Annotated in this window: 29 protein-coding genes and 1 pseudogene; 20 read left to right on the top strand and 10 right to left on the bottom strand. The window is 60.7% G+C overall.

What is annotated here, in order from left to right; translation table 11 throughout:
- Window positions 1-47: 47 nt before the first annotated feature.
- The 9 genes from B5E41_RS24935 (at window position 48) to B5E41_RS24895 (ending at window position 9,853) form a co-directional block, all read left to right on the top strand.
- Window positions 48-2,087, top strand: coding sequence for an FUSC family protein (locus tag B5E41_RS24935; RefSeq protein ID WP_088396491.1), 2,040 nt, complete (start codon window positions 48-50; stop codon window positions 2,085-2,087).
- 4 nt (window positions 2,088-2,091) lie between these two features.
- Entirely contained in the window at window positions 2,092-2,922 is an 831-nt protein-coding gene (locus tag B5E41_RS24930; protein ID WP_011425575.1) for an RNA methyltransferase, read from the top strand.
- Window positions 2,903-3,703 carry a glutamate racemase gene (gene murI, locus B5E41_RS24925; RefSeq protein ID WP_088396490.1) on the top strand — a complete coding sequence of 267 codons (801 nt, stop codon included), beginning with the start codon at window positions 2,903-2,905 and terminating at the stop codon, window positions 3,701-3,703. Before B5E41_RS24930 ends, murI begins: the two co-directional genes overlap by 20 nt.
- Before the next feature lie 128 nt (window positions 3,704-3,831).
- Window positions 3,832-5,343: an ATP-binding protein gene (locus B5E41_RS24920; RefSeq protein WP_088396489.1), complete on the top strand. Its 1,512-nt coding sequence runs from the start codon at window positions 3,832-3,834 to the stop codon at window positions 5,341-5,343.
- A 225-nt stretch (window positions 5,344-5,568) separates the two neighbouring features.
- Window positions 5,569-6,186, top strand: coding sequence for a 30S ribosomal protein S4 (gene rpsD / locus B5E41_RS24915; protein WP_011425572.1), 618 nt, complete (start codon window positions 5,569-5,571; stop codon window positions 6,184-6,186).
- 72 nt (window positions 6,187-6,258) lie between these two features.
- Window positions 6,259-7,188 (top strand): glutaminase, encoded by a 930-nt coding sequence (locus B5E41_RS24910; protein ID WP_088396488.1) that lies wholly within the window; start codon window positions 6,259-6,261, stop codon window positions 7,186-7,188.
- 58 nt (window positions 7,189-7,246) lie between these two features.
- Window positions 7,247-8,119 carry a tRNA 2-thiocytidine(32) synthetase TtcA gene (ttcA, locus tag B5E41_RS24905; RefSeq protein ID WP_088396487.1) on the top strand — a complete coding sequence of 291 codons (873 nt, stop codon included), beginning with the start codon at window positions 7,247-7,249 and terminating at the stop codon, window positions 8,117-8,119.
- A 48-nt stretch (window positions 8,120-8,167) separates the two neighbouring features.
- Window positions 8,168-8,995, top strand: coding sequence for an inositol monophosphatase family protein (locus tag B5E41_RS24900; protein WP_088396486.1), 828 nt, complete (start codon window positions 8,168-8,170; stop codon window positions 8,993-8,995).
- A 33-nt stretch (window positions 8,996-9,028) separates the two neighbouring features.
- Window positions 9,029-9,853 carry an inositol monophosphatase family protein gene (locus tag B5E41_RS24895; RefSeq protein ID WP_088396485.1) on the top strand — a complete coding sequence of 275 codons (825 nt, stop codon included), beginning with the start codon at window positions 9,029-9,031 and terminating at the stop codon, window positions 9,851-9,853.
- 44 nt (window positions 9,854-9,897) lie between these two features.
- Here B5E41_RS24895 and B5E41_RS24890 read toward each other — a convergent pair whose 3' ends face one another.
- From B5E41_RS24890 to B5E41_RS24870, 5 genes are all read right to left on the bottom strand, one after another.
- On the bottom strand, window positions 9,898-10,371 hold the full coding sequence (locus B5E41_RS24890; RefSeq protein ID WP_088396484.1) for a GNAT family N-acetyltransferase: 474 nt from the start codon (window positions 10,369-10,371) through the stop codon (window positions 9,898-9,900).
- A 34-nt stretch (window positions 10,372-10,405) separates the two neighbouring features.
- A complete protein-coding gene (locus B5E41_RS24885) occupies window positions 10,406-11,686 on the bottom strand; it encodes a multidrug effflux MFS transporter (protein ID WP_088396483.1) in 1,281 nt (426 codons plus the stop codon).
- 35 nt (window positions 11,687-11,721) lie between these two features.
- The gene (locus B5E41_RS24880; RefSeq protein ID WP_088396482.1) at window positions 11,722-12,927 is read right to left on the bottom strand and encodes a multidrug effflux MFS transporter; all 1,206 of its coding nucleotides are present in this window, start codon (window positions 12,925-12,927) and stop codon (window positions 11,722-11,724) included.
- A 137-nt stretch (window positions 12,928-13,064) separates the two neighbouring features.
- A complete protein-coding gene (gene grxD / locus B5E41_RS24875; protein ID WP_009994514.1) occupies window positions 13,065-13,400 on the bottom strand; it encodes a Grx4 family monothiol glutaredoxin in 336 nt (111 codons plus the stop codon).
- A 169-nt stretch (window positions 13,401-13,569) separates the two neighbouring features.
- A complete protein-coding gene (locus tag B5E41_RS24870; protein WP_088396481.1) occupies window positions 13,570-13,800 on the bottom strand; it encodes a hypothetical protein in 231 nt (76 codons plus the stop codon).
- 163 nt (window positions 13,801-13,963) lie between these two features.
- Between B5E41_RS24870 and B5E41_RS24865 the strand changes: the two genes are divergently transcribed.
- Window positions 13,964-15,154 (top strand): hypothetical protein, encoded by a 1,191-nt coding sequence (locus B5E41_RS24865; protein WP_088396480.1) that lies wholly within the window; start codon window positions 13,964-13,966, stop codon window positions 15,152-15,154.
- Between the two features lie 90 nt (window positions 15,155-15,244).
- On the opposite strand, the gene B5E41_RS24860 is transcribed toward B5E41_RS24865, so the two are convergent.
- From B5E41_RS24860 to B5E41_RS24845, 4 genes are read right to left on the bottom strand one after another with little or no spacing between them, the layout of a single operon-like run.
- The gene (locus B5E41_RS24860) at window positions 15,245-15,925 is read right to left on the bottom strand and encodes a transporter substrate-binding domain-containing protein (RefSeq protein WP_088396479.1); all 681 of its coding nucleotides are present in this window, start codon (window positions 15,923-15,925) and stop codon (window positions 15,245-15,247) included.
- 13 nt (window positions 15,926-15,938) lie between these two features.
- On the bottom strand, window positions 15,939-16,703 hold the full coding sequence (gene hpaI, locus B5E41_RS24855) for a 4-hydroxy-2-oxoheptanedioate aldolase (RefSeq protein WP_088396478.1): 765 nt from the start codon (window positions 16,701-16,703) through the stop codon (window positions 15,939-15,941).
- 7 nt (window positions 16,704-16,710) lie between these two features.
- Window positions 16,711-17,493, bottom strand: a complete 783-nt coding sequence (hpaH, locus tag B5E41_RS24850; protein ID WP_064802904.1) for a 2-oxo-hept-4-ene-1,7-dioate hydratase — start codon at window positions 17,491-17,493, stop codon at window positions 16,711-16,713.
- Between the two features lie 21 nt (window positions 17,494-17,514).
- Window positions 17,515-18,408 (bottom strand): dioxygenase family protein, encoded by an 894-nt coding sequence (locus B5E41_RS24845; protein ID WP_088396477.1) that lies wholly within the window; start codon window positions 18,406-18,408, stop codon window positions 17,515-17,517.
- Window positions 18,409-18,650: 242 nt separating this feature from the next.
- On the opposite strand from B5E41_RS24845, the gene B5E41_RS24840 reads away from it, so the two are divergent.
- The 10 genes and pseudogenes from B5E41_RS24840 to B5E41_RS24795 all read left to right on the top strand — a co-directional run bounded on the left by B5E41_RS24840 (window position 18,651) and on the right by B5E41_RS24795 (window position 26,013).
- On the top strand, window positions 18,651-19,385 hold the full coding sequence (locus B5E41_RS24840) for a GntR family transcriptional regulator (RefSeq protein ID WP_064802900.1): 735 nt from the start codon (window positions 18,651-18,653) through the stop codon (window positions 19,383-19,385).
- Window positions 19,385-20,206, top strand: a complete 822-nt coding sequence (locus tag B5E41_RS24835; protein ID WP_088396476.1) for a sugar phosphate isomerase/epimerase family protein — start codon at window positions 19,385-19,387, stop codon at window positions 20,204-20,206. The genes B5E41_RS24840 and B5E41_RS24835 overlap by 1 nt, the downstream gene beginning before the upstream one ends.
- A 48-nt stretch (window positions 20,207-20,254) precedes the next feature.
- A complete protein-coding gene (locus B5E41_RS24830; protein ID WP_064802896.1) occupies window positions 20,255-20,923 on the top strand; it encodes an amino acid ABC transporter permease in 669 nt (222 codons plus the stop codon).
- A gap of 9 nt (window positions 20,924-20,932) precedes the next feature.
- Window positions 20,933-21,583 carry an amino acid ABC transporter permease gene (locus tag B5E41_RS24825; RefSeq protein WP_088396475.1) on the top strand — a complete coding sequence of 217 codons (651 nt, stop codon included), beginning with the start codon at window positions 20,933-20,935 and terminating at the stop codon, window positions 21,581-21,583.
- A gap of 43 nt (window positions 21,584-21,626) precedes the next feature.
- Complete coding sequence (locus B5E41_RS24820; protein ID WP_088396474.1) at window positions 21,627-22,451, top strand: transporter substrate-binding domain-containing protein; 825 nt, start codon at window positions 21,627-21,629, stop codon at window positions 22,449-22,451.
- Between the two features lie 19 nt (window positions 22,452-22,470).
- Window positions 22,471-23,232, top strand: coding sequence for an amino acid ABC transporter ATP-binding protein (locus B5E41_RS24815; protein WP_088396473.1), 762 nt, complete (start codon window positions 22,471-22,473; stop codon window positions 23,230-23,232).
- An 18-nt stretch (window positions 23,233-23,250) separates the two neighbouring features.
- Window positions 23,251-24,111 carry a shikimate dehydrogenase gene (locus B5E41_RS24810; protein WP_064802889.1) on the top strand — a complete coding sequence of 287 codons (861 nt, stop codon included), beginning with the start codon at window positions 23,251-23,253 and terminating at the stop codon, window positions 24,109-24,111.
- A 15-nt stretch (window positions 24,112-24,126) separates the two neighbouring features.
- Entirely contained in the window at window positions 24,127-24,495 is a 369-nt protein-coding gene (locus tag B5E41_RS24805; RefSeq protein WP_088396472.1) for a 5-carboxymethyl-2-hydroxymuconate Delta-isomerase, read from the top strand.
- 31 nt (window positions 24,496-24,526) lie between these two features.
- Window positions 24,527-24,976, top strand: a complete 450-nt coding sequence (gene aroQ, locus B5E41_RS24800; RefSeq protein ID WP_088396471.1) for a type II 3-dehydroquinate dehydratase — start codon at window positions 24,527-24,529, stop codon at window positions 24,974-24,976.
- Between the two features lie 2 nt (window positions 24,977-24,978).
- Window positions 24,979-26,013, top strand: a pseudogene (locus B5E41_RS24795) (Gfo/Idh/MocA family protein).
- Here the strand turns inward: B5E41_RS24795 and B5E41_RS24790 are convergent.
- Window positions 26,010-26,312: integrase core domain-containing protein (locus tag B5E41_RS24790; RefSeq protein ID WP_141098807.1), on the bottom strand; the 303-nt coding region annotated here is incomplete at its 5' end. The pseudogene B5E41_RS24795 and the gene B5E41_RS24790 sit on opposite strands and share 4 nt — an antisense overlap.

Raw genomic sequence — 26,312 nt, 5'->3', positions numbered from 1 at the left:
CGCCCGGCATGGCATTATCTGTCGATCCTTCCGCGGCATGAGGAGGCCTGCATTTGTTTTCCGGTTTTCAGGCTCGCGACTGGCTGCTTGCCAATGATCCGGCGCTTTCGCGTCTGCGCATGGCCCTGCGGGTGACGCTGACGATCGTTTTCTCCTTTTTGGTCCTTCTTGCCATCCACATGCTCATCCTGTCGTTGCCGACCGCGGCCTTTGGCCTCGGCATTGTGCTGTCGATCGAAGGCGGCGTGGCGGTGCGCGACAAGGGCAATTCCCGCCAGTTGGTGACGCGGCTCTTCGGCTGTGTGGCAAGCCTCGCCGTCGTCGGCATTGCCGCGGGGCTCGAGGATCGCCGCTTTCTCTCCGATCTCGTCTTCCTGGTGGTGATCGCGCTCGCATCGGCGGGACGGGTGTTCGGGCCGCGCGGTTTTGCCATCGGCATGTTCGCCTTCACCTCCTATTTCATGGGCGCCTATTTCCGGCCTCCGCTTGCCGAGCTGCCTGAAGTGGCGATCGGCCCTGTCGTCGCGGTGCTCGTCGGCCATCTGGTCAGGGCGGTTCTGCTGCCCGACGATTGGCGGCGCGATCTGTTGCGTTCGCTCGAAAGCGTCAGGGGTCGGATCAACCAGATCCTCTTCAAGCTCGCCGCCATCGCCGGCGGCGCCGAGATCGGCGAAGCCGACCGGCAGGAACTGCGCCAGCTGGAAGACCGGCTGAAGGAAGTGGTGCTGATGGCGGAGACCTTCATCCCGCGGCCGCCGGCCGGTGTTTTCGACGGCGCCGCCGACCCAGCCGCCGAACTGGCGATCCGGCTTTTCGACGCTCATCTTGCCGCCGAGAGCGCGATCGTGCTGAGCTTCCAGAGCCCGCCGCCTTTTGCGCTCGTCCATGCCGTTATCGAGGCGGATACGGCGGAAGTTGCAAGATTTGAAGGGATGGCCGACGCCATCAGGGATCAGCCGCAGGGAGAAACCCTGCGGGCCCTTCTCTGGCTCGGCGAGGCGCGGCAGCAGTTGACGCAGGCGATCGGCGAGGGGCAGGCCTCCGGTTTCTCCGAGATCGACGCGATCAAGGATACGGCGCAATCCCAGGCGATCGACTTTTCTTTCGCCAATCCTCTGCTGCGTTCGGCACTGCAGATCACCATCGCGTCGGCGATCGCCATGAGCTTCGGCCTGCTCTTGTCACGCGAACGCTGGTTCTGGGCGGTGCTTGCTTCCTTCCTCGTCTTTACCAACACCAATTCGCGCGGCGACACTGCGATGAGGGCGCTGTCGCGCTCGCTCGGCACCGTGTTCGGGATTGCCATCGGCCTTGTGCTGGCAACGCTGATTTCAGGCGAGCCCGATATTGCCATTCCGGTTGCCGCCGTCTGTATCTTCCTCGCCTTCTATTTCCTGCAGGTTTCCTATGCGACGATGACCTTCTTCATTTCGATCGTGCTCTGCCTGGTCTACGGCATGACCGGCGTATTGACGCTCGATCTGTTGAAGCTGCGCATCGGCGAGACCATGATTGGGGCTGCGGCCGGAACGGCGGTCGCCTTCATCGTCTTTCCGACACGCACGCGTGGCGCGCTCGATTCCGCGCTTGCCCGTTGGTTCCAGGCGCTGCGCGAGCTGCTGGGCGCAATCGGCGAGGGCAAGAGCGGTTTCGAATTGATCGCATTGTCGCAGAAGATCGATGCCTGCTACCGCGACGTGACGGTGGCGGCCCGCCCGCTTGGCTCCTCCTGGTCGGTTGTGACGCGGCCCGGTCAGATCCGCCAGACATTGGCGATCTTTCTTTCCTGCACCTATTGGGCACGCGTCCTAGCGAGGAGCCATGAAGCACCGCCTGCCGACGATGATCAGAGGAGGTTGATCACGGCGGATCTGGCGCTGGTCGATGATGCGGCGTCACGCGGTTCTGCTTGTTTCTTTATCAAGCGCAAGGCGTCGCGAACCGCAGGGCGGCATTTGCCAGTGTCGCGAGAGGGCGCCCGGGTGGGGCTCGAGATGGTCGGTTCGGCGCTGGAAAGGCTCTATCCGCAGGCCGACACCTTGCCGTTTGCGTCGGGCGAGGCTATTGCGCGCTCGAAACAGGGATAAGACCATGGCAGGCACGAACAGCGAGCGTCAACTTCTGGCCGAAGGGCCGGCCATTATTCTGGTCGAGCCGCAGATGGGCGAGAATATCGGTATGGTGGCGCGCGCCATGGCGAATTTCGGCCTGGCCGAACTGCGTCTCGTCAATCCGCGCGACGGTTGGCCGAACGAGAAAGCGCAGGCGACGGCCTCCAAGGCGGACCACGTGATCGAGGGCACCAAAGTCTATGACACGTTGGAGCAGGCAATTGCCGATCTCAATTTCGTTTACGCCACGACGGCGCGCAGCCGCGACAACTATAAACCGGTGCGCTCCCCGGTCTTTGCCGCGCAAACGCTGCGCACAAGGTTCCGGGCGGGCGAGGCAACGGGCATTCTCTTCGGCCGCGAGCGTTGGGGGCTGACCAATGAGGAAGTGGCGCTGGCGGACGAGATCGTGACCTTTCCGGTCAATCCCGCCTTCGCCTCGCTGAATATTGCTCAGGCCGTGCTTCTGATGTCCTATGAATGGATGAAGTCCGGCATGGAGGATCTGGAAGCGGTGCCGTTCCAGGCGCTCGAGCAGCGGCCTTCCACCAAGGAGCAGCTCTTCGGCCTGTTCGACCAGCTGGAAGAAGCGCTCGATTCACGCAACTATTTCCATCCGCCCTCGAAAAAGCCGAAAATGGTGGACAACCTTCGCGCTGTTCTCTCCCGCCGGGCCTTCACGGAACAGGAAATCAGCGTGCTGCGCGGCGTCATCTCCTCCCTCGATCGCTTTTCGCGTAACAGTCCGCGTAAAGGCGGTTTCACCAGATCCGGCAAGGAAGCGCCAACCGATGACAGCGCCGACCAATGAGCTGAAATCCGTCCTCGTCTTCGATTCAGGCATAGGCGGGCTGACCGTGCTGCGCGAGGCGCGCGTGCTGATGCCGGAGCGCGGCTTCGTCTATGTCGCCGACGATGCCGGATTCCCTTATGGTGGTTGGGAAGAGCAGGCGCTGAAGGAGCGCATCATCGGGCTCTTCGGCAAGCTGCTTCAGGATTACGATCCCGAAGTCTGCATCATCGCCTGCAATACCGCCTTCACGCTTGTCGGCGCCGACCTGCGCGCGGCCTTTCCCCAAATGACCTTCGTCGGCACCGTGCCGGCGATCAAGCCGGCGGCGGAGCGCACGCGTTCGGGCCTGGTCTCGGTGCTGGCGACGCCGGGTACCGTGAAGCGAGCCTATACGCGCGATCTCATCCAGTCCTTCGCGCAGCAATGCCACGTGCGGCTTGTCGGGTCGGAAAACCTTGCGCGCATGGCCGAAGCCTATATTCGCGGCGACGCCGTCTCCGACGAGGCCGTGCTTGCCGAGATCGACCAGTGCTTCGTCGAGAAAGAGGGTTACAAGACCGATATCGTGGTGCTTGCCTGCACGCACTATCCGTTCATGGCCAATCTCTTCCGCCGTCTTGCGCCCTGGCCGGTCGACTGGCTCGATCCGGCCGAGGCAATCGCGCGGCGCGCCCGCACGCTGGTGCCGCTGGTTGCCGATGCGGTGCATCCGGACAATTTCGACTTTGCAGTCTTCACATCAGGCAATCCCGATTTTGCCACGCGACGATTGATGCAGGGATTCGGCTTGAGAGCGTAAGCGGAATTGTCCTGTGGGTTGGCGAAATCCGGTCCTGAAAAACTGCGCATTCTTTGATAGACGGGGCTTTGCCGTTTCGGAAGAATGGCACTTCATTCATGTGAGTCTCTTCGCCGCGAGGATCAGCATTGCAGGTTGGCATCGATATGGGATTGGCGTCCGGCGCTCCGGCGACGCTCGATATCGAGGAGTTGCTGGCGACGCGCCTGCTCGTGCAGGGCAATTCCGGGTCGGGCAAGTCGCATCTCCTGCGCCGCTTGCTCGAGCAGTCTGCACAATGGGTGCAACAGGTCATCATCGATCCCGAGGGTGATTTCGTCACGCTTTCCGACAGGTTCGGTCACATCGTCGTCGACGGCGAGCGGACCGAGGCGGAGCTGGCAGGCATTGCCAACCGCATTCGCCAGCATCGCGTGTCCTGCGTGCTGACGCTCGAAGGTCTCGATATCGAGCAGCAGATGCGCGCTGCCGCCGCCTTCCTAAACGGCATGTTCGATGCCGATCGCGAATATTGGTATCCCGTCCTCGTCGTCGTCGACGAGGCGCAGATGTTTGCCCCCTCCGTCGGCGGTGATGTTTCGGAAGATGCGCGCAAGATGTCGTTGGGCGCGATGACGAACCTGATGTGCCGCGGCCGCAAGCGCGGTCTTGCCGGGGTGATCGCGACGCAGCGGCTCGCCAAGCTCGCCAAGAACGTCGCGGCCGAAGCCTCGAACTTCCTGATGGGCCGCACCTTCCTCGATATCGATATGGCGCGCGCCGCCGATCTGCTCGGCATGGACCGGCGCCAAGCCGAGATGTTCCGCGATCTGAAGCGCGGCAATTTCGTCGCTCTCGGTCCTGCGCTGTCGCGCCGGCCGCTGCCGATCCAGATCGGCGCAGTGGAAACGTCGGCGCGCTCCTCCAGCCCGAAACTGATGCCGCTGCCGGATGCGCCCCAGGATGTCGAAGATCTGATCTTCACCCCCGATCCGGAAGAGTTCCAGCGCCCGCTGGTGCGCCGCACGCCGCCGGCGCCGCGGCCGACGACCGATATCCTGGCAGAACTCTCACGCTCGGCGCCGGCGGCGTCGCCTGCACCTGTCGAGGCGAGGGCGAGCCAGGTGGAGATTTCGGCCGAGGAACGGGAAGAGCGCCTTGCCGGCGTGTTTGCCGAAATACTCGACGATCCCGCCTCCGCCTTCCGCACCGATTCCGTGCTCTACCAGGATTTTCTCGTGCGGCTGCGCATGCGTCGCGTCCCGGGACCGCCGATTTCGCTGCCGGATTTCCGCCGGCGCGTGGCGATCTCCCGCTCCGGCGTCGATGCCGCGACAGCCGCGAGCGACGAGTGGGCGACGGCGCTATCGTTGTCATCAAGTGTCACCGACGACCTGCAGGGTGTTTTCCTGATGCTCGCCAAGGCCGCCGTCTGCGGCGAACCGTGCCCTTCGGACGCCCGCATCGCCCGCGCCTACGGAACCCATTCGGCGCGGCGCGCCCGCCGTCTGCTCGGTTATTTCGAGGAGCAGGGGATCGTCGTTGTGCATACGGATTTCTCGGGCAAGCGCATCGTGGCTTTCCCCGACATGAATTGCCAGACCGCGCCGGGCGACGCCAACGCGCCCGATACCGGCGATCAGCCCTTGGCTGCGGAATAGTAGCGCTTTCGAGCTTTGGCGCAGTTGACATTTTCATGACGGGCCTCTAAAGACCGCGCCAAGCACCGGGCAGCAATGTCCGGTGTTTCATTTGACATGTCCCGTGGATCGTTTCTGTTCGCGTAACCGAAACATCCTGTCAGGTCTCGGCAGAGGTCAGAGGAGGGCGTGTTTCCTTCGCGCGGTTTGGCAACAGGCCGCCATAAACCTTTGAAAGGAAATACGATGAGCAAGCGCGAATCGTCCAAGTACAAAATTGACCGCCGTATGGGCGAAAACATCTGGGGTCGTCCGAAATCCCCGGTGAACCGCCGCGAATACGGCCCGGGCCAGCACGGCCAGCGCCGCAAGGGCAAGCTTTCGGACTTCGGTGTGCAGCTGCGCGCCAAGCAGAAGCTCAAGGGTTACTACGGTGACCTGCGCGAGAAGCAGTTCCGCGCCATCTTCGCAGAAGCGGCCCGCCGCAAGGGCGACACCTCGGAAAACCTGATCGGTCTGCTGGAATCGCGCCTCGACGCGATCGTCTATCGCGCCAAGTTCGTTCCGACGGTCTTTGCTGCCCGTCAGTTCGTCAACCATGGCCACGTCACCGTTAACGGCGTACGCGTCAACATCGGTTCCTACCGCTGCAAGGCTGGCGACGTCATCGAAGTTCGCGAGAAGTCGAAGCAGCTGGTGACCGTTCTGGAGGCCGTCAGCCTCGCCGAGCGTGACGTCCCCGACTATATCGAAGTCGATCACAACAAGATGGTTGCTACCTTCGGCCGCGTCCCGACGCTCAGCGACGTTCCGTTCCCTGTTGTCATGGAACCGCATCTGGTCGTCGAATTCTATTCGCGTTAAGAAAACCCAGGCGTTTTCGCATATGGAAAAGCCGCTCTTTCGGGCGGCTTTTTTGTTATCCGGAGAGAGGCGATGGCGGATTTGCAGGCGACCCTCGATAGCATCTACAGCGATATCCTGCCGCGTATCGGCGAGGGCAAGGTCGCCGACTATATTCCCGAGCTTGCCAAGGTGGACCCGCGGCAGTTCGGCATGGCGATCGTCACCGTCGATGGCCAGGTCTTTCGTGTCGGCGATGCCGATATCGCTTTTTCGATCCAGAGCATATCCAAGGTCTTCACGCTGACCTTGGCGCTCGGCAAGGTCGGTGAGGGACTGTGGAAGCGCGTCGGGCGCGAGCCATCGGGATCGGCCTTCAATTCGATCGTGCAACTCGAACACGAGAGCGGCATTCCCCGCAATCCCTTCATCAATGCCGGCGCGATCGCCGTCACCGACGTCGTCATGGCGGGCCATGCGCCGCGCGAGGCGATTGGCGAGCTGCTGCGTTTCGTGCGGTATCTCGCCGACGACGAGTCGATCGCCATTGACGACAAGGTGGCGCGTTCCGAGACGCAGACCGGATACCGCAATGTTGCGCTTGCCAACTTCATGCGTGCCTATCGCAATCTCGACCATCCCGTTGACCACGTGCTCGGAGTCTATTTCCATCAATGCGCGCTCGCGATGAGCTGCGAGCAGCTGGCCCGGGCCGGGCTGTTCCTGGCGGCGCGCGGCAGCAATCCGATGACCGGTCATTCCGTGGTCTCGCCGAAGCGGGCGCGGCGCATCAATGCGCTGATGCTGACCTGCGGCCATTATGACGGCTCGGGCGACTTTGCCTATCATGTCGGTCTGCCCGGCAAGAGCGGCGTCGGCGGCGGCATCTTTGCGGTAGCGCCCGGCATTGCCTCGATCGCGGTCTGGTCGCCGGGGCTGAACAAGGTCGGCAATTCGCAGCTTGGCGCCCTGGCGCTTGAGATGCTTGCGGCCCGCACCGGCTGGTCGGTTTTCGGCGATTGAGGCTGTGTTGCCGGATGAGTTTCTGCTAAGGCAGGCAGACCTTCGATAGGACGGAGCAATGAATATCGCAGCCAACATCGCTGATGATCCGGAAATTGGCGAAATCGACGACGGCGCCGGTCCGGCGCTCTTTGCCGATGCGCCACGTTCGGTTTCCTTCAACAAGCTGCGCAAGCGCCTGCTCAGGCAAGTACGTCAGGCTTTCGATGACTTCGACATGCTGAAGGGGCAGAAGCGCTGGCTTGTCGGCCTTTCCGGCGGCAAGGATTCCTACGGTCTCTTGGCGCTGCTGCTTGATCTGAAATGGCGCGGGCTGCTGCCCGTCGAGATCGTCGCCTGCAATCTCGACCAGGGACAGCCCAACTTTCCAAAGCATGTGCTGCCGGACTATCTGACGAAGATCGGCGTCCGGCATCGGATCGAATATCGCGACACCTATTCGATCGTGAAGGAGAAGGTGCCGGAAGGCGCCACCTATTGCTCGCTCTGTTCGCGGCTGCGGCGCGGCAATCTCTACCGCATCGCGCGGGAGGAGGGCTGCGACGCACTGGTGCTCGGCCATCACCGTGAGGACATTCTCGAAACCTTCTTCATGAATTTCTTCCACGGCGGACGGCTTGCCTCGATGCCGGCAAAGCTTCTGAACGACGAGGGCGACCTGATGGTGCTTCGGCCGCTCGCCTATGCCGCCGAGGACGACCTTGCCAGGTTCGCCGCCGCCATGCAGTTCCCGATCATCCCCTGCGATCTCTGCGGCTCCCAGGACGGGCTGCAGCGCAATGCGATGAAGGACATGCTCGCCGATATCGAACGGCGCATGCCTGGACGCAAGGACACGATGCTGCGAGCGCTTTCGCACGTGAACCCGTCGCATCTGCTCGATCCGAAACTCTTCGACTTTTCCAGCCTTGGTGTCACCGATCCTTCATAAAAGGCCGGCTAAGCAGGCTGGCTCTTTGCATGAAGGACAGCAATTCGCATGACTATTTCAGATCAGGATATTCTCTTTCTCGTCGAATGCGTAAAGGAGGCGGCGCGTGCGGAGATCATGCCGCTTTTTCGCAACCTTGGCGACACGGATGTTTCGGAAAAAACCTCGGCAACCGATCTGGTGACGCAGGCGGATCTGCTTGCCGAACACCGGATCACCGCGGCCCTGAAAACGCGCTTTCCCTCGGCACTCGTCGTCGGCGAGGAAGCCTATGACGCCGACAGATCGGTGGTGCCGGCGCTTGCCGATGCCGAGCTTGCCTTCGTCATCGATCCTGTCGACGGCACGTTCAATTTCGCCGCCGGACTTCCCGTTTTCGGAACGATGCTTGCGGTTACCGTCAGCGGCGAAACCGTCGCCGGCATCATTCACGATCCCGCTCTCGGCGACACGGTGACGGCGATCAAGGGGGCGGGCGCCTTTCTGATGCGCCGGGATGGACAATCGAGCAGGCTGAGGGTGGCTGAGCCTGCCGCCTTGAACCAGATGGTCGGCGGCATGTCATGGGGCCATATGGAAGAGCCCGATCGCTCGCGCATCTGCGCCAACATGGCAAAGGCGCGGATGACCTTCGCTTTCAACTGCTCGGCCTATGAATATTGGATGGTCGCATCCGGCAAGATGCATTTCATTGGTCATGCGAAGCTGATGCCCTGGGATCACCTGGCCGGCGTGCTCGCGCACCAGGAGGCGGGCGGCCACACGGCGAAATTCGATGGCACACCCTATCGTCCGGGCGAGACGACCGGCGGCATCATTTCTGCGCCTGATAGGGAAAGCTGGCAGCTGATCCAGCGCGAGATCGTAGGCATCTGATATCAGGCCTCGGCCGAAGTGAGAGGATTTGATATGACAACAAGCGTTGACGTGACCGTTCTCGCCGATCTCCTGCGCCGCGCGGCAAAGGCCGAGATCCTGCCGCGCTTCCGCCGGCTCGGCCGGGATGAAGTGCGCGCCAAGAGCGAGGCGACCGATCTTGTCACCGAGGCCGACGAGCAGGCCGAGCGGATGATCAAGGCGGAAGCGCAACAGCTCTGGCCGGACGCGCTGTTCCTCGGGGAAGAGTCGGTCGCGGCCGACCCGACGCTGCTTGGCAGGCTTGCCGATGCCGATCTCGCGATCGTGGTCGATCCGGTCGACGGAACGTTCAACTTCGCCGCCGGCATTCCGGCCTTCGGCGTCATGGCCTCTGTCATTTCAGGCGGCGAAACCATTGCCGGCATCATCTACGATCCTATGGGCGACGACTGGGTGATGGCGGAGAAGGGCGGCGGTGCTTGGCTGCGGCGGCCGGATGGCGAGGCGCAGCGACTGCGTGCGGCCGAGCCTGTCGCGCTCGATCAGATGGTCGGCATGGCTTCGACCGGCTACCTGCCAGTGGAGAAGCGCGCCGAGGTCCTTGGCAATCTCGCCAAGGTGCGCTTCCTCACCAACTACCGATGCGCTGCTCACGAATACCGTACCCTTGCCGGCGGGCACGTCCATTACCTGATGTACAACAAGCTGATGCCTTGGGACCATCTTGCCGGCACGCTGATCTCGCAGGAGGCCGGCGCCTATGCGGCCCGCTTCGACGGCTCGCCCTATTTACCGCAGCATCTCGACGGCGGACTGCTGATTGCGCCCGACAAGGCATCGTGGGATACGCTGCGGCGTGAGGTCGTTACCATCTAAAGCCGATGCGACCGGCCGTCGTAAAGCCGGTCGCAAATGACAATTTAGGCGTAGAACTTTTCCATCAGAAAGTTTTCCAGGCCTTGTCCGCGCTTCTCGACGGTTTGCCGGGTTATCACGCGAAATCCTTTGCGTTCAAAGAACGGACGAGCAGTTCTGCTTGCTTCCGTATATATTCGGCGAAATCCCAGCTTGAGAGCTTCTTCTTCGACCCTGCCCAGCAGGCAGGTTGCTACACCGACCCCTTGATAGCGAGGGTGCACGAACATCATGTCGAGGCACCCGTCGCTGGTGAGATCCGAAAAACCCACGGGGTTTCCGGCGATCTCTGCCATCCAGGCCGGCCTGCTCATCCTTCGTTCCGCCCATAGGGCGCGATCCTCCACCTTTGCCCAAGCTTCGATCTCAGCGGCGGAATAGTCTTTCGACGAGACTTCCCGGATGGAGCGTAGAAAAATCTCGATCGTGGCGTCCACGTCATCTGGCCCATAAGGCCTGATCAGAATTCGCTCGTTCATCGAGAATGCCTTGAGTTGATCCGGTGCTCCTGCCTCAGAAGTGAGCCGCGCCCGGATCGAGTTGCGGATTGTCACCGGGATGGGTGAAGAGCTTGCCGTTCTCAGCCCACAGCGTGGCTGCGATCGTCACCAGACCGAACAGCGCGAATCCGCCGAAGAGCGGCTGCACCGTGCCGTTGAACATCTGGCCGACCAGGCCGCCAAGGATGGCGCCGAAGGTCGTCGAGACAAAGCCGGTGATGGCGGTCGCCGTGCCGGCGAGATTGCCCATCGGTTCGAGGCTGATGGCGGTGAAATTGGTGGCGATCACCGCAAACATCATCAGAACGATAGTGAAGATGCTGTAGGCGGTGGCGAAGTCCGGCTTGCCCGCCAAGGCGATGACGAAGCCGAGAGCCGACAGCGCCGTGAAGATCAGCAGCGCGGCGTGCGAGATGCGGCGCATGCCGAATTTGCGAACGAAGAAGCCGTTGGCGAAATTGGCGACGGCAATGCCGCCGGCTGTCGCCGCAAAGGCGATCGGCAGCCAGTCGCCAAGGCCATAGACTTCGCCGAAAACCTGCTGCACGGAAATCACATATGCACTGATGACGCCTGTAAACATGGTCAGACCGATCATGTAGCCGCAGGTGATGCGGTTGGTGAGCACGGTCTTGAAGCCGTCTGCGACAGAGCCGACCGACAGCGGCAGGCGTTCTGCCGGGGGCAGCGATTCCTTCAGCCGCAGAAGAGCCCAGACGAACAGGATGCTGGCGACTGCGCCGAGCAGGATGAAGATCCAGTGCCAGTTGGCATAGAGGATGATAAGCTGGCCGACCGAAGGGGCAACGATCGGCACGATCATGAATACGATCATGACATAGGACATGACGCGGGCCATTTCGCGGCCACCGAAGCAGTCGCGGACGATGGCCATGGTGGTGATGCGCACGGCCGCACCGCCCACGCCCTGAATGAAGCGCATGAGGAGTAGCATTTCGAAGCTGCCGGTTGCGGCAGCGGCAAACATCGCGACCACGTAGCAGGCGAGGCCCCCGAGCAGGATGTTGCGGCGGCCGAAAGTGTCGGAAAGGCTGCCGAAGAATATCTGCGAGAAGCCGAAGCCGAGGAAGAACACGCCGATGATGAGCTGCGCGTCGTTGGTGTTGGTGACGCCGAGGGAATGGCCGATATTAGGCAATGCCGGCAGCATGCTGTCGATTGCCATGGCAATGCTGGCGGTCATGATGGCGATGGTGACGACGAATTCGCCGAAGCCCATGCCGATGCGGCGGGAACCCTGGTTTTCCTGGTGCGGTTTATGCGGCGGCGTCATGCGGTGAAATCCTGGATGCGGAAGGGACCGGCCGCTCAAACGGCCGGATTGTGCTGATGGAAGAGGCGGCCCTTTTCGGCGATCAGCACGAAGACGAGCCCGATGATCGAGACGATGAAATAACCGGCGACCATCGGCAGCGCCGTGCCGTCGAAGGCCTGGCCGATGCCGGCGCCGATAAGGGCGCCGCCGACCGTGCTCATGAAGCCGAGAACGGAGGAGGCGGTACCGGCGACGTGTCCGAGCGGCTCCATGGCAAGCGAATTGAAGTTCGAGCCGATCCAGCCGAACTGGAACATGGCAAGGCCGAAGAAGGAGATGAACAGCGCAAACGGCATCGGCTCGGAGCTTGCCATCTGGACGATCAGCCAGATGGTGTTGATGGCGATGAAGCCGAGGAGCGAGCCGTGTGACAGGCGGCGCATGCCGAGTTTGCCGACAAAACGTGAATTGAAGAAGGACGACAACGACATGAAGATCGCCACGCCGGCAAAGGCGAAGGGGAAATAGACGCCGAGGCCGTAGATGCCGACATAGATCTGCTGGGCGGAATTGATGAAGCCGAACAGCGCGCCGAAGATGAAGGTGCTGGCGATGGTGTAGCAGAGCGCCACGCGGTTGGTCAGCACCAGCTTGAAGGCACCGAATATCGAGCGGGCGGTGAAGGGGCGGACATTCTGCGGATGCAGGGTTTCCGGCAGGCGGACATAGGCCCAGACGCCGATGGCCGTTGCCATTGTGGCGATGAAGAGAAAGATCAGGTGCCAGTTGCCGAAGAACATGACGACCTGGCCGGTGCCGGGCGCAATCACCGGCACGATCATGAAGACCATCATGATGAGCGACATGACCTCCGCCATCTGCCGGCCGCCATAGATGTCGCGGACGATAGAGATGGTGATGACGCGGGTGGCGGCCGAACCGACGCCCTGGATGAAGCGAAGCACCAGCAGGCCGGCGAAGGAGGGAACGAAAACGATTCCGATGGCGGACGTGATATAGACGACGAGACCGATCAGCAGCGGCGTGCGGCGGCCGAAACGGTCGGAGAGCGGACCGTAGAACAGCTGGGCGCAGCCGAAACCGAGCAGATAAGAGGAGACGACGAACTGCCGGTGATTCTCGCTTTCGACGCCGAGGCTCGCGCCGATCTGCTGCAGCGCCGGGAGCATGATGTCGATGGCAAGCGAGTTGATGGCCATCAGGAAGGCGGCAAGCGCGATGAACTCACGCTTGCCCATGGGCAGGCGGCCCGCGGACACGGCTTGTGATGAATCTGTCACAATGAAATTCCCATAAACAGGCCAAGGCGCTGCTCACCGCAGCGCCTCGGACTCGAGAAACAGATTTGGAAACCGGGCGGACGTCCGGTGACCGGTCAGGCGGCGCCGCGAACGGTGACGCCGTTTTCCTGGAGATGCTGCTGCAGTTCACCGGCCTGGAACATTTCCCGGACGATGTCGCAACCGCCGATGAATTCGCCCTTTACGTAGAGCTGCGGGATCGTCGGCCAGTTGGAATAATCCTTGATGCCCTGGCGGATTTCCGAATCGGCGAGCACATTGATGCCCTTGTAGTCGACGCCGATGTAATCGAGAATCTGCACGACCTGGCCGGAGAACCCGCACTGCGGAAACTGCGGCGTGCCCTTCATGAAGAGGACGACGTCGTTGCTCTTGATTTCGTTGTCGATGAATTCGTGAATGCCGCTCATGGGATCTGATTCCTTTCAACAGGCGAGTTAAAGGCCCGCCGTTTCAATCGTTTCCCTTAGATAGCATGTGACAGCAGGAATTCCAGCCGCCCGAACAAAAAAAGACCATCTGGTCAGACCACTTTGCGATTGTTGCTGTCGCATTACGGTCGGAAGTTTGCCTCGCGTCTCAGACGCGACGCTGACGGCTGCGGCCGGCGGCGGTGCGGCGCTTGCTGACCTGTTTGCGGGCGGGCTTGCGCTTGGCCGTAGCCGTCTTCCGGACAGCCGTCGTCGTCGCGGCGGGGCGCGCCTTGCGCCTCTTGCGTTTCGTCGAGACGCGACCTGTGGTTTTCTTCAGGATTTCCTTCAGCACGCTGTCGACGACACCCGATATCAATTCTTTTACAAGATCGGCCACAAAACCCCTCCGTTTGCGCTGAAAACGACGTGCCTGCTATTGAATTCCGGATGAGTTCGGTTAGCAAGACGGCTTTGAAATCATACCTGCTTTTTCGCGATGTCGGCGGCCAGCAGGCGGTTTGCAGCAATATGCCGGCTATTTGCCCGGCCGGAACAGCGGTATGACATTGATAAAGAAGCGGGTCGTCCTGCATTTCCCGGGCTTCGAGCCGCTCGACGGCCTTGCCCATAGGGCGCGGTACGAACGCTCTGCCAGACAGAGTGCTGCCGTCTGGGGCTACTCGGTCGAAATTGGTGCGCCGGAGGCGGGAAGCGATCCTCTCAGCTTCGAGGTCACGACGGGCAGCGCGGGAGCCTACGAAACGGCACCTGCGGCGGAGCCCGGTTCCGCCGGCTGGCGGACGAAGAGCCGGATCCACATGGTTGATCACGACATGTTCGTGCGTCGGCTGCGCGGCCGCAACACGCTGAGCCGGATCATTGCAGGCTTTCGGAGCTGCGCCGAGATCATGCTGGAAGGTGGCATGCGGGGATATTTCAGGCATGCGTGGCGTTTCGGCCTGTTCTTCCTCTTTCCGTTCCTGCTGACGGCGCTGGCGATCGCGCTGACGGCCGAGATCGTTTTCCTGCCCTATAGTCTCGGCTTCTCCGCCTGGCACGTGCTCTGGAGTGGGCCACTGGCGCTCTGCTTCTTCATCTTCGCCTTCCTGCCTTTTTCCGAGCGTTTCCATACGCTGCATCTTTTTGCCGATTGGGAAATGGCAGTGGCGCTCGGCCGTATGGATCGGGCCGACTTCAACGACTGGCTGGAAGAGCGGGCGACTGCGGTGCGCAAGGCGCTCGCCGAGGAGGCGGACGAGTACGTGATCTCCTCGCACAGCATGGGATCGAGCGTCGCCGCCCATGTCATCGGCATATTGCTTGAAAGGGAGCCGGAGATTTTCAAGGGCAGGCGCGTCGTGTTTGCCACGCTTGGCAGCGCCATTCTGCAATGCGCCCTGTTGTCATCGGCAACATTGCTTCGCGCTCGCGTTGGCCTGATCGCCCGCTGTCCGGAGATCTCCTGGTTTGACGTGCAATGCCTGACGGATTCGATCAACTTCTACAAGGTGCCGGTCGTTGCCGTCTCCGGCCATGCAGATGCGCCGCCGGCAAAGATCCTTCTTATCCGCGTCAAGCAGATGCTGACGAGCGAACATTACCGGAAGATCCGCAAGGACCAACTGCGGGTCCATCGGCAATATGTGCTCGGCCCAGATCTCAAGGCGCCCTTTGATTTCACCCTGATGACGTCAGGACCGATGCCGGCCTCGGTCTTTGCCTCTCCGGAGCAGAATAAGCTGCCGGCTTGAAGGCTGGGCGCCAGCGGTGTTGGCTGGTTACGATATTGCCGTTCTGATCCCGCCAAGGCCAGCAGGCGCCCAAGAGCCGAGGACGTTACTTTACGGCGCTCCAGCGCTTGCATTCAGACGGTGTACGAAATCCGCAAAGAAGGCTGAGGCATGAATGGCTCTGCGGTGCACGGCGATCGTCTGGGGAATTTCAGAGAACGCTCCCTCCACCAGCCTGAAGCCGGAAATTCGCTCCGAACTCTGAACGAGGAATTCGGTCAATCCCGCGGCCGCGTCGCATTGCGACCCGACAAGGAGATCGATGGCAGCTGCCGGGCTGTCCGTATACGAGACAGTGGCCTTTTCAAGAATACGCTCGAGCTGCTTCGTATAGGCGGCGCTTCTTGCGGAGGCTATCCGCAGTCCTTCAGCATCGACGTCTCCGACCGTTCGAAGCGCTGAGTCCTCCGGCACCAAATAGGTCGCTCTGACGGAGATGTAGGGAGGTGAAAAGGAGAACCGGTCGGCTCTCGATGCATCCGAGGCAATAAAAGCAATGTCCCACTCGCCGCGGTCCGCAGCGGCGAGGATGTCGGCGGCCGAGCTGTACTGAATCAGCGAGAGGCCGCGATCCAGTTGCTCGGCAATTTTGTGACCGATCCGGGCGCTTGGACCGACCAAGGTGCCCGCCTGATCGTCCCACTGGACCAACGCTGTATTCGACATGTTGACGGCGGCCCGGATCACACCCGCGGGCGCTATCTCGGACAGAACTTTCTTCCGCGTCGACATCGGCGCGAACTCCCTAAGATGCAAACCGGGCTGCGAGCGCCTCCGATCCTCTCGCAAGGAGGGCGACGTCTACGCCAACGGCGGTGAACAACGTCCCGAGCGAAATGCAGCGGGCTGCAAACGTCTCGTCCGGCGTGAGGATGCCTGCCGGTTTTCCAAGAATTTTCAGGCGTCCGATCGCGTCTTCAATGGCCGCGACCACCTCGGGATGCCCCGGTTGGCCGGGATGACCGAAACTGGCCGCTAGGTCGGCGGGGCCAATGAAGACGCCGTCGACGCCTTCGACCGCTGCGATGGCCTCGAGCTGACCGAGTGCCTCTCGGGTCTCGATCTGCAGAAGCAGGCAGATCTCCTGTTCGGCAATGCGCGCGTAGTTCGGCACGCGCCCGAAGCGGGTGGCGCGCGTTAGAGCGGAGACCCCGCGGCCCCCGTGCGGCGGATACCGTATGGCGGCGACCGCCGCCTTCGCTTCCTCTTCGTTCTGAACATAGGGAACGAGGAGCGTTTGGACGCCGATATCCAGAAAGCGCTTGATCAACACGGGATCGTTAAATGCCGGGCGTACGACCGGGGAAACGTCGTAAGGCGCGACCGCCTGCAATTGCGGTAGGACGGTGAGGACGTCGCTCGGAGAGTGCTCTGTATCGAACAGCACCCAATCGAAGCCCGACGGCGCGACGATTTCTGCCGCGTAGCTTCCGGGAAGGCCGCACCAGAGACCGATCTGGCTTTCGCCGGCTCTCAGTTTCCGTTTGAAGTGATTGACGGGAAGTTCCATCGGCGCCTCACACAAACGAGACGCCGATGGAGCCGACCGGACCATAGTCGGCTTGGATGACATCGCCCTTGACGATGTCCACAGGGCGGGTGAACGAGCCGGCAAGAACGATCTGGCCCTTCTTCAAACCGCCTCCGACGGCATGGAGCTTGTTCACGAGCCAGGCGATTCCGGCGGCCGGATGCCCCATGATAGCGGCGGAAACACCCGATTCCTCGATGATGCCGTTTTTTGAAAGCGTCGCGCCGACCCAGCGGATGTCGATGTCCATCGGCCGGATGATACGGCCACCCACGACGATCGCTCCGAAGGCGGCGTTGTCGGCGATCGTATCGGTGATGGCTCTGGGCACTTCGGTTCGGTAGTCGATGATCTCAAGCGCAGGAACGACAAATTCAGTCGCGCGCATGACATCATAGATCCGAGTGCCCGGTCCCTCGAGATCCTCGCCCATTACGAAGGCGAGCTCCACTTCGAGACGAGGCTTGATGAAGAGTTCCGCTCTGATCTGCGCTCCGTCGTTAAAAAGGGCGTCATCCAGAATGACGCCGTAGTCGGGCTCCGTCATTTTCGAGGCCATCTGCATCGCCCGCGATGTCAGTCCGATCTTATGACCCGCAATCCGCGCCCCCTTTGCAATCCGGGCCTGCGCCCAGAGTGCTTGGATCTCGTAAGCGTCTTCAAGTTCCAAATTCGGATATGTCCTGCTCGGCTGGACGATGGGCTTGCGTTCGGTTTCTGCCTTCAGCAGTGCGTCGGCTGCCGCCTGGCGTTCCTTTTGCGTAATCATGATTTGGCTCTGTTGGTCTCGTTATTTGATCGGGGGACGCGGCAGGATGGCCTCGCCTGGCTCCATGACGTAGGTGTAGTCGAGCGAGAACCACGGGCCAGTGACGTCCGTGTCGGACGGGTGCGGCTCGTCATGACGGACAAAGTCGCCTGTCAAAGCCGCGGTGACGCCGAACTGCACATCGGAATTAATGTTCGGATCGCTCGGGTCGAAGACCTGGGAAATGAGGGTTTTGTATCCCTCCTTGAAGATCAGGGCGTGCAGATGCGCAGGTCGGTAAGGGTGGCGACCTTGCGCCTGGAGAAGCCGACCGGCGACTCCGTCGACAGGGATGGGATAGCCCACCATCTTGACCGTTCTAAACCAGAATCGACCCTCGTCGTCCGTAGTGAACTTGCCGCGCAGGTTCATTTCCGCCTGATCAGGATCCTGGTTCTCGTAAAGGCCGACAGGCGAGGCGTGCCATACGTCGATCTCGGCGCCTTGGATGGGCTTGCCTCCTCGATCAACCACCTTCGCGTGGACAAACAGGGGTGTTCCCGGCGTTTCCGACCGGATGATGGTTCCGCCGTTTTCCACCCGCGGAGAGTTGAGCCGCCAGAACGGCCCGAGTAGCGACTGTGAAGTCTCGGTCTGCCCGTTGTCGCCGTTGTTGAGCAGGCACACAAGGGACGAGACGCCAAGCGATCCGGCGATGAGCACGAATTCGTTGTGGCTGTCGGTCTGCAGCTGGCCAATTTCGTTGAGGATGGCGGTCGCTTCGCGAAACTCGACTTCCGACAGCCTGACTTCCCGCACGAATGCGTGGAGGTGCTTCACCATTGCAACGAGTATATCCCGCAACCGTGGATCTTCCGTGCGGTTCATCACGGCGAGGACGGCCGGCGTCAACTCGCTTTCCGTTCTTATTGCCATAAGGCTACCTCCCAATGAGGTTCGACTATCAGAATAATCGATTATTTGTCAAGCTGTCACTATGCGCTCAATGCTGGCTGCCAATGAAAGCATGGCCAGAAGGATGCCGTAAGCACTGGAAATGACGTCATTAAAAGGCTTCTGAAGGCGAGAGATGGGAAGCTCGACACTTTTCTAAGTTGACATAAATAATCGTTTATTATACCGATAATCGAAACTTGCGCTGGATTGCTGGAGGAAGAATGGACACAGCCGACGACAGCTCTCTTGGGCCGTTAACAGAAGATGTGCCGTCAACCGGCTTTCTCGACGATGGTAAGAACACCATCGGCAGCCAGCTCGCATCGCGCCTTCGGGAGGCGATCATCTCCGGTGAGCTGGAAGCGGGCAGCAAGATCAACCTCGACAAGGCGCGGAAGACTTTCAACGTCAGCCTGAGCCCGTTGCGGGAGGGCTTGGCCCGGCTCATTTCAGACGGCCTGGTCGAGTTTCAGGACAACAGAGGCTATCGCGTCGCCCCGATCTCGCTGGCTAATCTGGAAGAGGTCACGAGCCTGCGCGAGGAGCTCGAGGTTTTTGCGCTGCGTGAATCCATGCGTCTTGGCGACGTCGAATGGGAGGGCAACATTATGCGTGCGCTTCATCGTCTAAACCGCTCGGAGCGCGACGCTGCGCGTCCCGAAACGCTGGAGCAATGGGAGGCGCTTCACCGCGAATTCCACCTCACCTTGATCTCGGGCTGTGGCAAACCTCTGCTACTTCACTTCTGCAGTCTTCTGCTGAATCTCAACGACCGATATCGCCGCGTCTTCTTGATCCGTACGTCGGGGGACCGCAATGTAGGGCAGGAGCACAGCGAGATTGCCCAGGGAGCGGTCGCGCGTGATGTCGACTATGCCTGCGAGAAGCTCCGCCAGCACATCCATCGCACCGGCACCAATCTGCGCAACCATCTCGCGGCGAAGGGGATCGCGTGATGGCCGCCGTAACATCGAAATCGGCGCCACTGATTGGCGTCGCGCACTTCTCAGCGATATTGCTGTCTCCCATAGAATTTGCGAAGGCCGCTGCGCGCGCGGGATTTTCCAGGATCGGGCTCAGACTGAATCCGGCGTTCCCTGGTGCGCCGTACTACGAGTTGCCTGTCGGTGGTTCGGCTGCACGCGAGCTGAAAGCCGTGCTTGCCGGTGAAGGCATCGAGGTTTTCGATATCGAGTTCTTCGTAATCGACCCCTCGTTCGACGCGTCGTCGGTGGAGGCCACCGTCGCTGCGGCTGCGAACATTGGAGCACGCCGGCTCAGTGTCTGCGGAGATGATCCTGATCAAGCCAGATTGGCATCGAACTTCTCGGATCTCTGCGGCCTTGCGGACCGCTACGGCTTGGCTGTCGATGTCGAGAACATGGGTTGGCGGGTGATTAAAACCTTTCAGGACAGCGTCAATCTTGTGAAGGCGAGCGGTGCCCGCAATGCAGGCGCCCTCGTCGACGGAGTACATTTCTTCAGGAATGGCGGTACGCTCGCCTCGCTCCGAACCGAGATTGGCAGGGTAAGGCACGTTCAGTTGTGCGATGTCACTGGACCAGCGCCGGTGACACCAGAGGAGATGATCACTGAAGCTAGAGGCGGGCGGTTCGCACCGGGGGAGGGTGAATTGCCATTGAAGGAACTCGTTGCAGCGGTCGATAGCTCGGCGGCGATCTCGGTGGAAGTCCCACTCGCAGGGTCTGCCCCGCCTGAGACGCATTTGAAACATCTGTACGACAGGGCCGAAGAATTATTCGGGCCGGATCGCTGATCCGGCGCCGGCAAGGCGTGAGCCGCGCCGGAGGGAGGAAGTCAACATATGGGCTATACGTTCGATTTTGGTGCGGTCTTCGACCGCGCCCCGGAGTTGTTTTGGGGTTCGCTTGGGACGCTCGGTCTCGCAGTTGCCGGAATGATCCTTGCGCTCACGATCGGTATTCTCGGCGTCGCTGCAAGAACGTCCAAGAACAAACTTGTCCGAGCTCCGGTGATTGCCTTTATCGAGATCGTTCGAAACACACCGTTCCTGGTGCAGATATTCTTTATCTACTTCGCCCTTCCGCTTATGGGCATCCGTCTAAACCCTACGGCTACTGCCATCATCGCGCTGGGGATCAATGGCGGCGCCTATGCGATTGAGATCATTCGAGGCGGCGTGGAAAGCGTGAGCAAGGGGCAGGTCGAGGCAGGCTTTGCGTTGGGGTTGCATAAGGCCGATGTCTTCCGGCTGATCGTTTTGAAGCCGGCTCTGCGGGCGATCTATCCGTCCCTGACCAGCCAGTTCGTGATGCTGACCTTGACGACTTCGGTCTGCACTTCAATCGCCGCCTACGAGCTGACCTCGGCGGCGCAGCGGATCGAATCCGACACCTTCCGAAGCTTCGAGGTCTATTTCAGCGTGACCGCAATCTACCTGGTCATCTCGAGCCTGATGATGGGCATCTTCGCCCTTATCTCCCGTTCCTACTTCAACTACCCGACCCGATAGGAGGCGTTCATGGGTCCCATCGGCGAAAACGAGCTGTTCTTCCTCTTGCAGGGTCTGAAGTGGACTGTGCTGCTGGCCATCACCGGCTTCCTCGGCGGAGGCATATTCGGAATCCTGATCGCTCTGGTGCGCACGTCGCAGAACCGTGTCGCACGCTTCGTATCGTCGGGCTACATAGCGCTCTTCCAGGGCACGCCGCTCCTGATGCAGCTTTTCGTCGTCTACTACGGCGTCGCGCTTTTGGGCGTCGACGTCAATGCATGGATCGCTGTGGCCATAGCGTTCACCCTGCATGCGAGCGCTTTCCTGGGCGAGATCTGGCGCGGCTCGATCGAGGCCGTTCCGAAGGGACAGACCGAAGCCGCGAACGCGCTCGGGCTGCATTACGTCTCCCGGATGAAGGACATTGTCCTGCCGCAGGCGCTGAAGATTTCGATGCCTGCAACCATCGGATTTCTCGTTCAGCTCATCAAGGGCACATCGCTCGCAGCAATCGTCGGCTTCATCGAGCTGACCCGTGCCGGACAGATCATTTCGAACCAGACCTACCGCCCACTGCTCGTCTTTGGGATCGTCGGAATAGTCTATTTCATCATTTGTTGGCCTCTCTCCCACATCGGGAGCGGCCTCGAAAAACGGATGGCAAAAGCTGCCCGCTAACCTTGCTTCGCTCGAAGCAAAGACCACAGAGGAGGAGAATGGAATGTATAGCAATCGCAGACAATTTCTTGGAATGGCCCTGGCTACGGCCGCCTTCGCCACGGTGGGCGCTGCTGCGGCCGCCGCGGCGACCGTCGAGGAGATCAAGTCCAAGGGCACGATCGTCGTCGGCATTCAGGGCGACAACGCGCCATGGGGCTTCGTCGACTCGAGCGGCAAGCAGGACGGGTTCGACGCCGATGTCGCGACACTCTTCGCTAGGGAACTCGGAGTTAATGTCCAGTTCCAGCCGCTCGCCGTCGCCAACCGCATTCCGGCCCTGACCACCGGAAAGGTCGATATCTTGTTCGCCACGATGGCAATGACGGAAGAGCGCGCCAAATCGATCCAGTACAGCAAGCCATACGCGGCGAACACGATCTCACTTTATGCGGCAAAGGCCGATACCGCGAAAACGCCTGCCGATGTTGCCGGGTGGGAAATCGGCGTGCCGAAGTCCAGCTCGCAGGACAAGGCCATTACCGATGCTGTGGGATCGACGGCGACCGTCCGCCGCTTCGACGACGACGCCTCTACCATTCAGGCGCTGGTCTCCGGACAGGTCAAGGCCGTTGGAGGCAACATGTTCTATGGACAGCGGCTGGATGCCGCCAGCCCAGGCACCTACGAGCGCAAGATCGACTTCCTTACGACTTACAATGGCGTCGGGACGCGACTGGGCGAGAAGGACTGGAACAAGGCCGTCAATGCCTTCCTCGACAAGATCAAGGCTAACGGCGAACTTGCGGCCATCACCAAGAAGTGGATGAAGATCGATCTGCCGACGTTCCCGGAGTCGATTCCCAACATCCCGTTCACCGTCAAGTAAAGCATACATGGAGGGCGCCATGCTCAGTTCCGCTAATGATCAGTCGACATTGATATCCCTCGAAAAGGTTGGGAAATGGTACGGCTCCTTCCATGCGTTGAAAAACATCAGCCTGTCGGTTCGCAAAGGTGAGAAGATCGTCCTTTGCGGGCCATCGGGTTCCGGCAAGTCGACGTTGATCCGCTGCATCAACGCTCTCGAGTTGATCGAGGAAGGCAGGATCATCGTCGAGGGGCAGTCGCTCGACGGCACGAGCAAGGCGGTTGACGCCATTCGGCGCGAAGTCGGGATGGTGTTCCAGAACTTTAATCTGTTCCCGCACATGACCGTTCTGCAGAACTGCGCGCTGGCCCCCATGAGGGTCCGCGGAACCAGCCGGGCCGACGCCGAGAGGCTGGCGAGAAAGTACCTCGAACGGGTTCGAATCCTTGATCAGGCGGAGAAATATCCCGCGCAGCTCAGCGGAGGGCAGCAACAGCGTGTCGCCATTGCCCGGGCGCTCTGCATGGAACCCAAGGCGATGCTGTTCGACGAACCCACATCGGCGCTCGATCCGGAAATGGTCAAGGAAGTGCTGGACACGATGATCGGACTCGCACGCGACGGCATGACCATGATCTGCGTCACCCATGAAATGGGCTTCGCCCGTCAGGTTGCAGACAGGGTCATCTTCATGGCTTCCGGCGAGATCATAGAGGAGGCCGAGCCCGAGGTCTTCTTCAAGTCTCCGAAGCATGAGCGCACCAAGGCCTTCCTTGGCGAGATCCTCGCACATCACTGAGCCGATTGGGTTTTTGAGATGAACAATAACAAATTCCTCGTCGGTCTCATCGGGGCCGACATCCAGATGTCGAAGTCACCCGCACTGCACGAAATCGAGGCGCGGCACCTAAAGCTGGATTACCATTATGAACTCGTCGATTTCGCCGAGCGCAGTTTACCCGCTTCTGCGCTGCCTGAATTGCTCGTAGAGCTCGAAGACCGCGGATTCGCGGGAAGCAACATCACGCACCCCTGCAAGCAGACGGTCATCGCTCATCTTACCAGCCTGTCGGAGGACGCCGAGATGCTCGGAGCGGTCAACACGGTTGTGCTTCGGGACGGAAAGCGGATCGGGCACAATACGGACTGGTATGGCTTCTACAAGAATTTCGAGCGCGGCATGCCCGGTGTCGCCAAAACGCATGCCGTCCTGCTCGGAGCCGGCGGCGCAGGGGTGGCGGTCGCGCACGCGGCAATTAAGCTCGGTATCGAGATGCTCTCGATCTTCGACCAGGACACAAATCGCGCCGCCGCGCTTGCCGATCAGCTCAACCGGCGCTTTTCAAGAACCTGCGCGCAACCGGTCAGGGAAGTCGGTGCGGCGCTCGCTTCAGCCGATGGGCTGATTCACGCGACGCCGACGGGCATGCGAAGTCATCCGGGTCTCCCGATCGAACCGGAATGGCTTCACCCACGTCACTGGGTCGCCGATATCGTCTACATGCCGCTCGTGACGGAACTTTTGGCCCTGGCAGAGAAGAAGGGGTGCAGGACCTTGCCGGGCGGCGGCATGACCGTGTTCCAGGCCGCGGCTGCCTTTGAACTATTCACGTGTGTAAAACCGGATGCGGAACGCATGTCGCGTCACTTCGAAGAATTGTGCCGAGCTCCAGCCTGACCGGGAGGACATGCCTTGCCGCACATTATCATCGACTACAGCCGAGGTGCTGCCGAACGGGTGGCGATCGACGAATTGACCAGAGCGGTCCATCGTCGAGTGCGCGACGGAGGCCTGGTGAAACCCACAGCCGTGCGGACGTTTGCCAGGGAGGCGACCTTCTCCTGCGTCGGCGACGAGCATCCGGACAATCACTTCATCCAGATAATCGTGCGCATGGCGCCTGGCCGGCCGGCAGAAACGAAGCGGCGGCTGTTGAAGGCAGTCCTCGAAGCCGCGTGCGATGTAGCGGCCCCCGCGCTGCAAGCGGGCCGGCTGGGGCTGCGGGCAGATCTTTACGAATCCGATCCGGACTTCGCATTCCAGCAAATAGCGTTCGCCTGAGCCTGGCAACGCCCTCACAAGGACAATTACAATGAGTTTGATCTACGTTCTCAACGGCCCAAACCTCAATTTGCTCGGCAAGCGTCAGCCTCGCATCTATGGTCACGAGACGCTGGCCGACGTCGAAGCAGACTGCCGGAAACTGGCCTCGGAACTCGGCCACGAGATCCGATTCCACCAGAGCAACCGTGAATATGAAATCATCGACTGGATCCACGAAGCGCGCGAAGACGGAGCCGGCATCGTCATCAATCCGGCCGCATTCACGCACACGTCGCTGGCAATTCTCGACGCCTTGAACACATTCGAAGGTCCCGTCATCGAGATCCATATCTCCAACGTGCATAAGCGTGAAAGCTTCCGTCATCATTCTTTCGTTTCCCACCGCGCCGATGGAGTCATCGCCGGTCTTGGTACGGAGGGCTATCAGCTCGGAATCCGCCGAGTCGCGACGATGCTCAAGGTGCCGAAGAAGGAGTGACAATGGCTCCCGCAGTCAGACTGGCGGTCCTCGGAGCGGGGCTTATCGGAAGGCGTCACATCAAACACGTGCTGGACGAACCGATGGCAGAGCTTATCGCTATCGTCGATCCGACCCCGGCTGGAGAGGCGATCGCAAGCGAGGTCGGCACCAAATGGTTTTCGAGCTTCGCTGAACTGGTCGCCGCGGGGCGCCCCGACGGCGTCATCATCGCGACGCCCAACCAGATCCATGTCAGAAACGGCTTTGAGGCCGTAGAGGCCGGCATCCCGGCCTTGATCGAGAAGCCAATCGCCGACGATATTGCCGCTGCGAGAAGCTTGTTCAGATAGCCGAGGCCAAAGGCGTTCCGCTGCTGACCGGACCTCATCGCCGACATAATCCGATGATGCAAAGGGCTAAACAGATTATCGAAAGCGGAGAGCTCGGGCGAATACTGGTCGTAAATGCAATGTTCTGGCTATTCAAACCGGAGGAATACTTCGACACTTCCTGGCGGCGCGAACGCGGCGCGGGACCAGTCTTTCTCAATCTGATCCGACATCGACAACCTTCGTTACCTGTTTGGAGATATCGCTGCCGTCCAGGCATGCGAATCCAACGCAGTTCGCGGAAACGCCGTTGAGGAGACCGCGGTGATCCTCATCGAGTTCAAGAACGGAATTCTCGGCACTGCTTCCGTTTCGGATTCCGTTGTCGCACCATGGAGTTGGGAAATGACGACCGGCGAAAATCCCGCCTATCCTAAAACTGGGGAGGCCTGCTACATGATCGGCGGCACTCACGGGTCGCTGTCGGTACCGTTACTCGAAATGTGGAGCAATCCCAGCGAGCGGAGTTGGACGGAACCATTCGAATGCAATCACGCCGAAGTCGAGAATGAAGACCCGCTCATCTTGCAGATACGCCAGCTTTGCAGGGTCATCAGAGGCGAAGAAGCGCCGCTGGTCAGCGGACGTGAGGGACTGGAAACCTTGAAGGTTATCGATGCCGTGAAGCGATCCGCCGCAGCGGGCAAGCGTATCTGCCTGACCTAGATGTTTGGTCCCGGCATTTGGTGGAGCGGATTGATGATAAAACGTTCGGGCTGTGAAGCCCATGCCTTGCATATGAACTCGTAGGGTGTGAGACCCTTGAGGGTCTTGAGCCTGCGGCCGAAATTGTAAGCGGCGACAAAGTCGGCAAGATGCTGGCGCAGTTGATCGTGGCTTTCATAGTAGAAGCGTCTGACGGTGGCATCCTTGATGGTTCGGTTCATTCTCTCAACCTGACCGTTGGTCCATGGATGCTTTACCTTGGTGGTGCGGTGCTCGATATCATTGGTGGCGCAGGTGTA

The sequence above is a fragment of the Rhizobium esperanzae genome (assembly GCF_002204185.1).
In the GTDB taxonomy this organism is placed as follows: Bacteria; Pseudomonadota; Alphaproteobacteria; order Rhizobiales; family Rhizobiaceae; genus Rhizobium; species Rhizobium esperanzae.
This window is presented reverse-complemented; position numbering and strand designations above follow the sequence as displayed.

Excerpts from the sequence above, each read along its gene's own strand:
- B5E41_RS24930 (WP_011425575.1), top strand. The coding sequence starts at position 2,092 with ATGGCAGGCACGAACAGCGAGCGTCAACTTCTGGCCGAAGGGCCGGCC.
- murI (WP_088396490.1), top strand. The coding sequence starts at position 2,903 with ATGACAGCGCCGACCAATGAGCTGAAATCCGTCCTCGTCTTCGATTCA.
- rpsD (WP_011425572.1), top strand. The coding sequence starts at position 5,569 with ATGAGCAAGCGCGAATCGTCCAAGTACAAAATTGACCGCCGTATGGGC.
- B5E41_RS24910 (WP_088396488.1), top strand. The coding sequence starts at position 6,259 with ATGGCGGATTTGCAGGCGACCCTCGATAGCATCTACAGCGATATCCTG.
- ttcA (WP_088396487.1), top strand. The coding sequence starts at position 7,247 with ATGAATATCGCAGCCAACATCGCTGATGATCCGGAAATTGGCGAAATC.
- B5E41_RS24900 (WP_088396486.1), top strand. The coding sequence starts at position 8,168 with ATGACTATTTCAGATCAGGATATTCTCTTTCTCGTCGAATGCGTAAAG.
- B5E41_RS24895 (WP_088396485.1), top strand. The coding sequence starts at position 9,029 with ATGACAACAAGCGTTGACGTGACCGTTCTCGCCGATCTCCTGCGCCGC.
- B5E41_RS24890 (WP_088396484.1), bottom strand. The coding sequence starts at position 10,371 with ATGAACGAGCGAATTCTGATCAGGCCTTATGGGCCAGATGACGTGGAC.
- B5E41_RS24885 (WP_088396483.1), bottom strand. The coding sequence starts at position 11,686 with ATGACGCCGCCGCATAAACCGCACCAGGAAAACCAGGGTTCCCGCCGC.
- B5E41_RS24880 (WP_088396482.1), bottom strand. The coding sequence starts at position 12,927 with ATGGGCAAGCGTGAGTTCATCGCGCTTGCCGCCTTCCTGATGGCCATC.
- grxD (WP_009994514.1), bottom strand. The coding sequence starts at position 13,400 with ATGAGCGGCATTCACGAATTCATCGACAACGAAATCAAGAGCAACGAC.
- B5E41_RS24865 (WP_088396480.1), top strand. The coding sequence starts at position 13,964 with ATGACATTGATAAAGAAGCGGGTCGTCCTGCATTTCCCGGGCTTCGAG.
- B5E41_RS24860 (WP_088396479.1), bottom strand. The coding sequence starts at position 15,925 with ATGTCGACGCGGAAGAAAGTTCTGTCCGAGATAGCGCCCGCGGGTGTG.
- hpaI (WP_088396478.1), bottom strand. The coding sequence starts at position 16,703 with ATGGAACTTCCCGTCAATCACTTCAAACGGAAACTGAGAGCCGGCGAA.
- hpaH (WP_064802904.1), bottom strand. The coding sequence starts at position 17,493 with ATGATTACGCAAAAGGAACGCCAGGCGGCAGCCGACGCACTGCTGAAG.
- B5E41_RS24845 (WP_088396477.1), bottom strand. The coding sequence starts at position 18,408 with ATGGCAATAAGAACGGAAAGCGAGTTGACGCCGGCCGTCCTCGCCGTG.
- B5E41_RS24840 (WP_064802900.1), top strand. The coding sequence starts at position 18,651 with ATGGACACAGCCGACGACAGCTCTCTTGGGCCGTTAACAGAAGATGTG.
- B5E41_RS24835 (WP_088396476.1), top strand. The coding sequence starts at position 19,385 with ATGGCCGCCGTAACATCGAAATCGGCGCCACTGATTGGCGTCGCGCAC.
- B5E41_RS24830 (WP_064802896.1), top strand. The coding sequence starts at position 20,255 with ATGGGCTATACGTTCGATTTTGGTGCGGTCTTCGACCGCGCCCCGGAG.
- B5E41_RS24825 (WP_088396475.1), top strand. The coding sequence starts at position 20,933 with ATGGGTCCCATCGGCGAAAACGAGCTGTTCTTCCTCTTGCAGGGTCTG.
- B5E41_RS24820 (WP_088396474.1), top strand. The coding sequence starts at position 21,627 with ATGTATAGCAATCGCAGACAATTTCTTGGAATGGCCCTGGCTACGGCC.
- B5E41_RS24815 (WP_088396473.1), top strand. The coding sequence starts at position 22,471 with ATGCTCAGTTCCGCTAATGATCAGTCGACATTGATATCCCTCGAAAAG.
- B5E41_RS24810 (WP_064802889.1), top strand. The coding sequence starts at position 23,251 with ATGAACAATAACAAATTCCTCGTCGGTCTCATCGGGGCCGACATCCAG.
- aroQ (WP_088396471.1), top strand. The coding sequence starts at position 24,527 with ATGAGTTTGATCTACGTTCTCAACGGCCCAAACCTCAATTTGCTCGGC.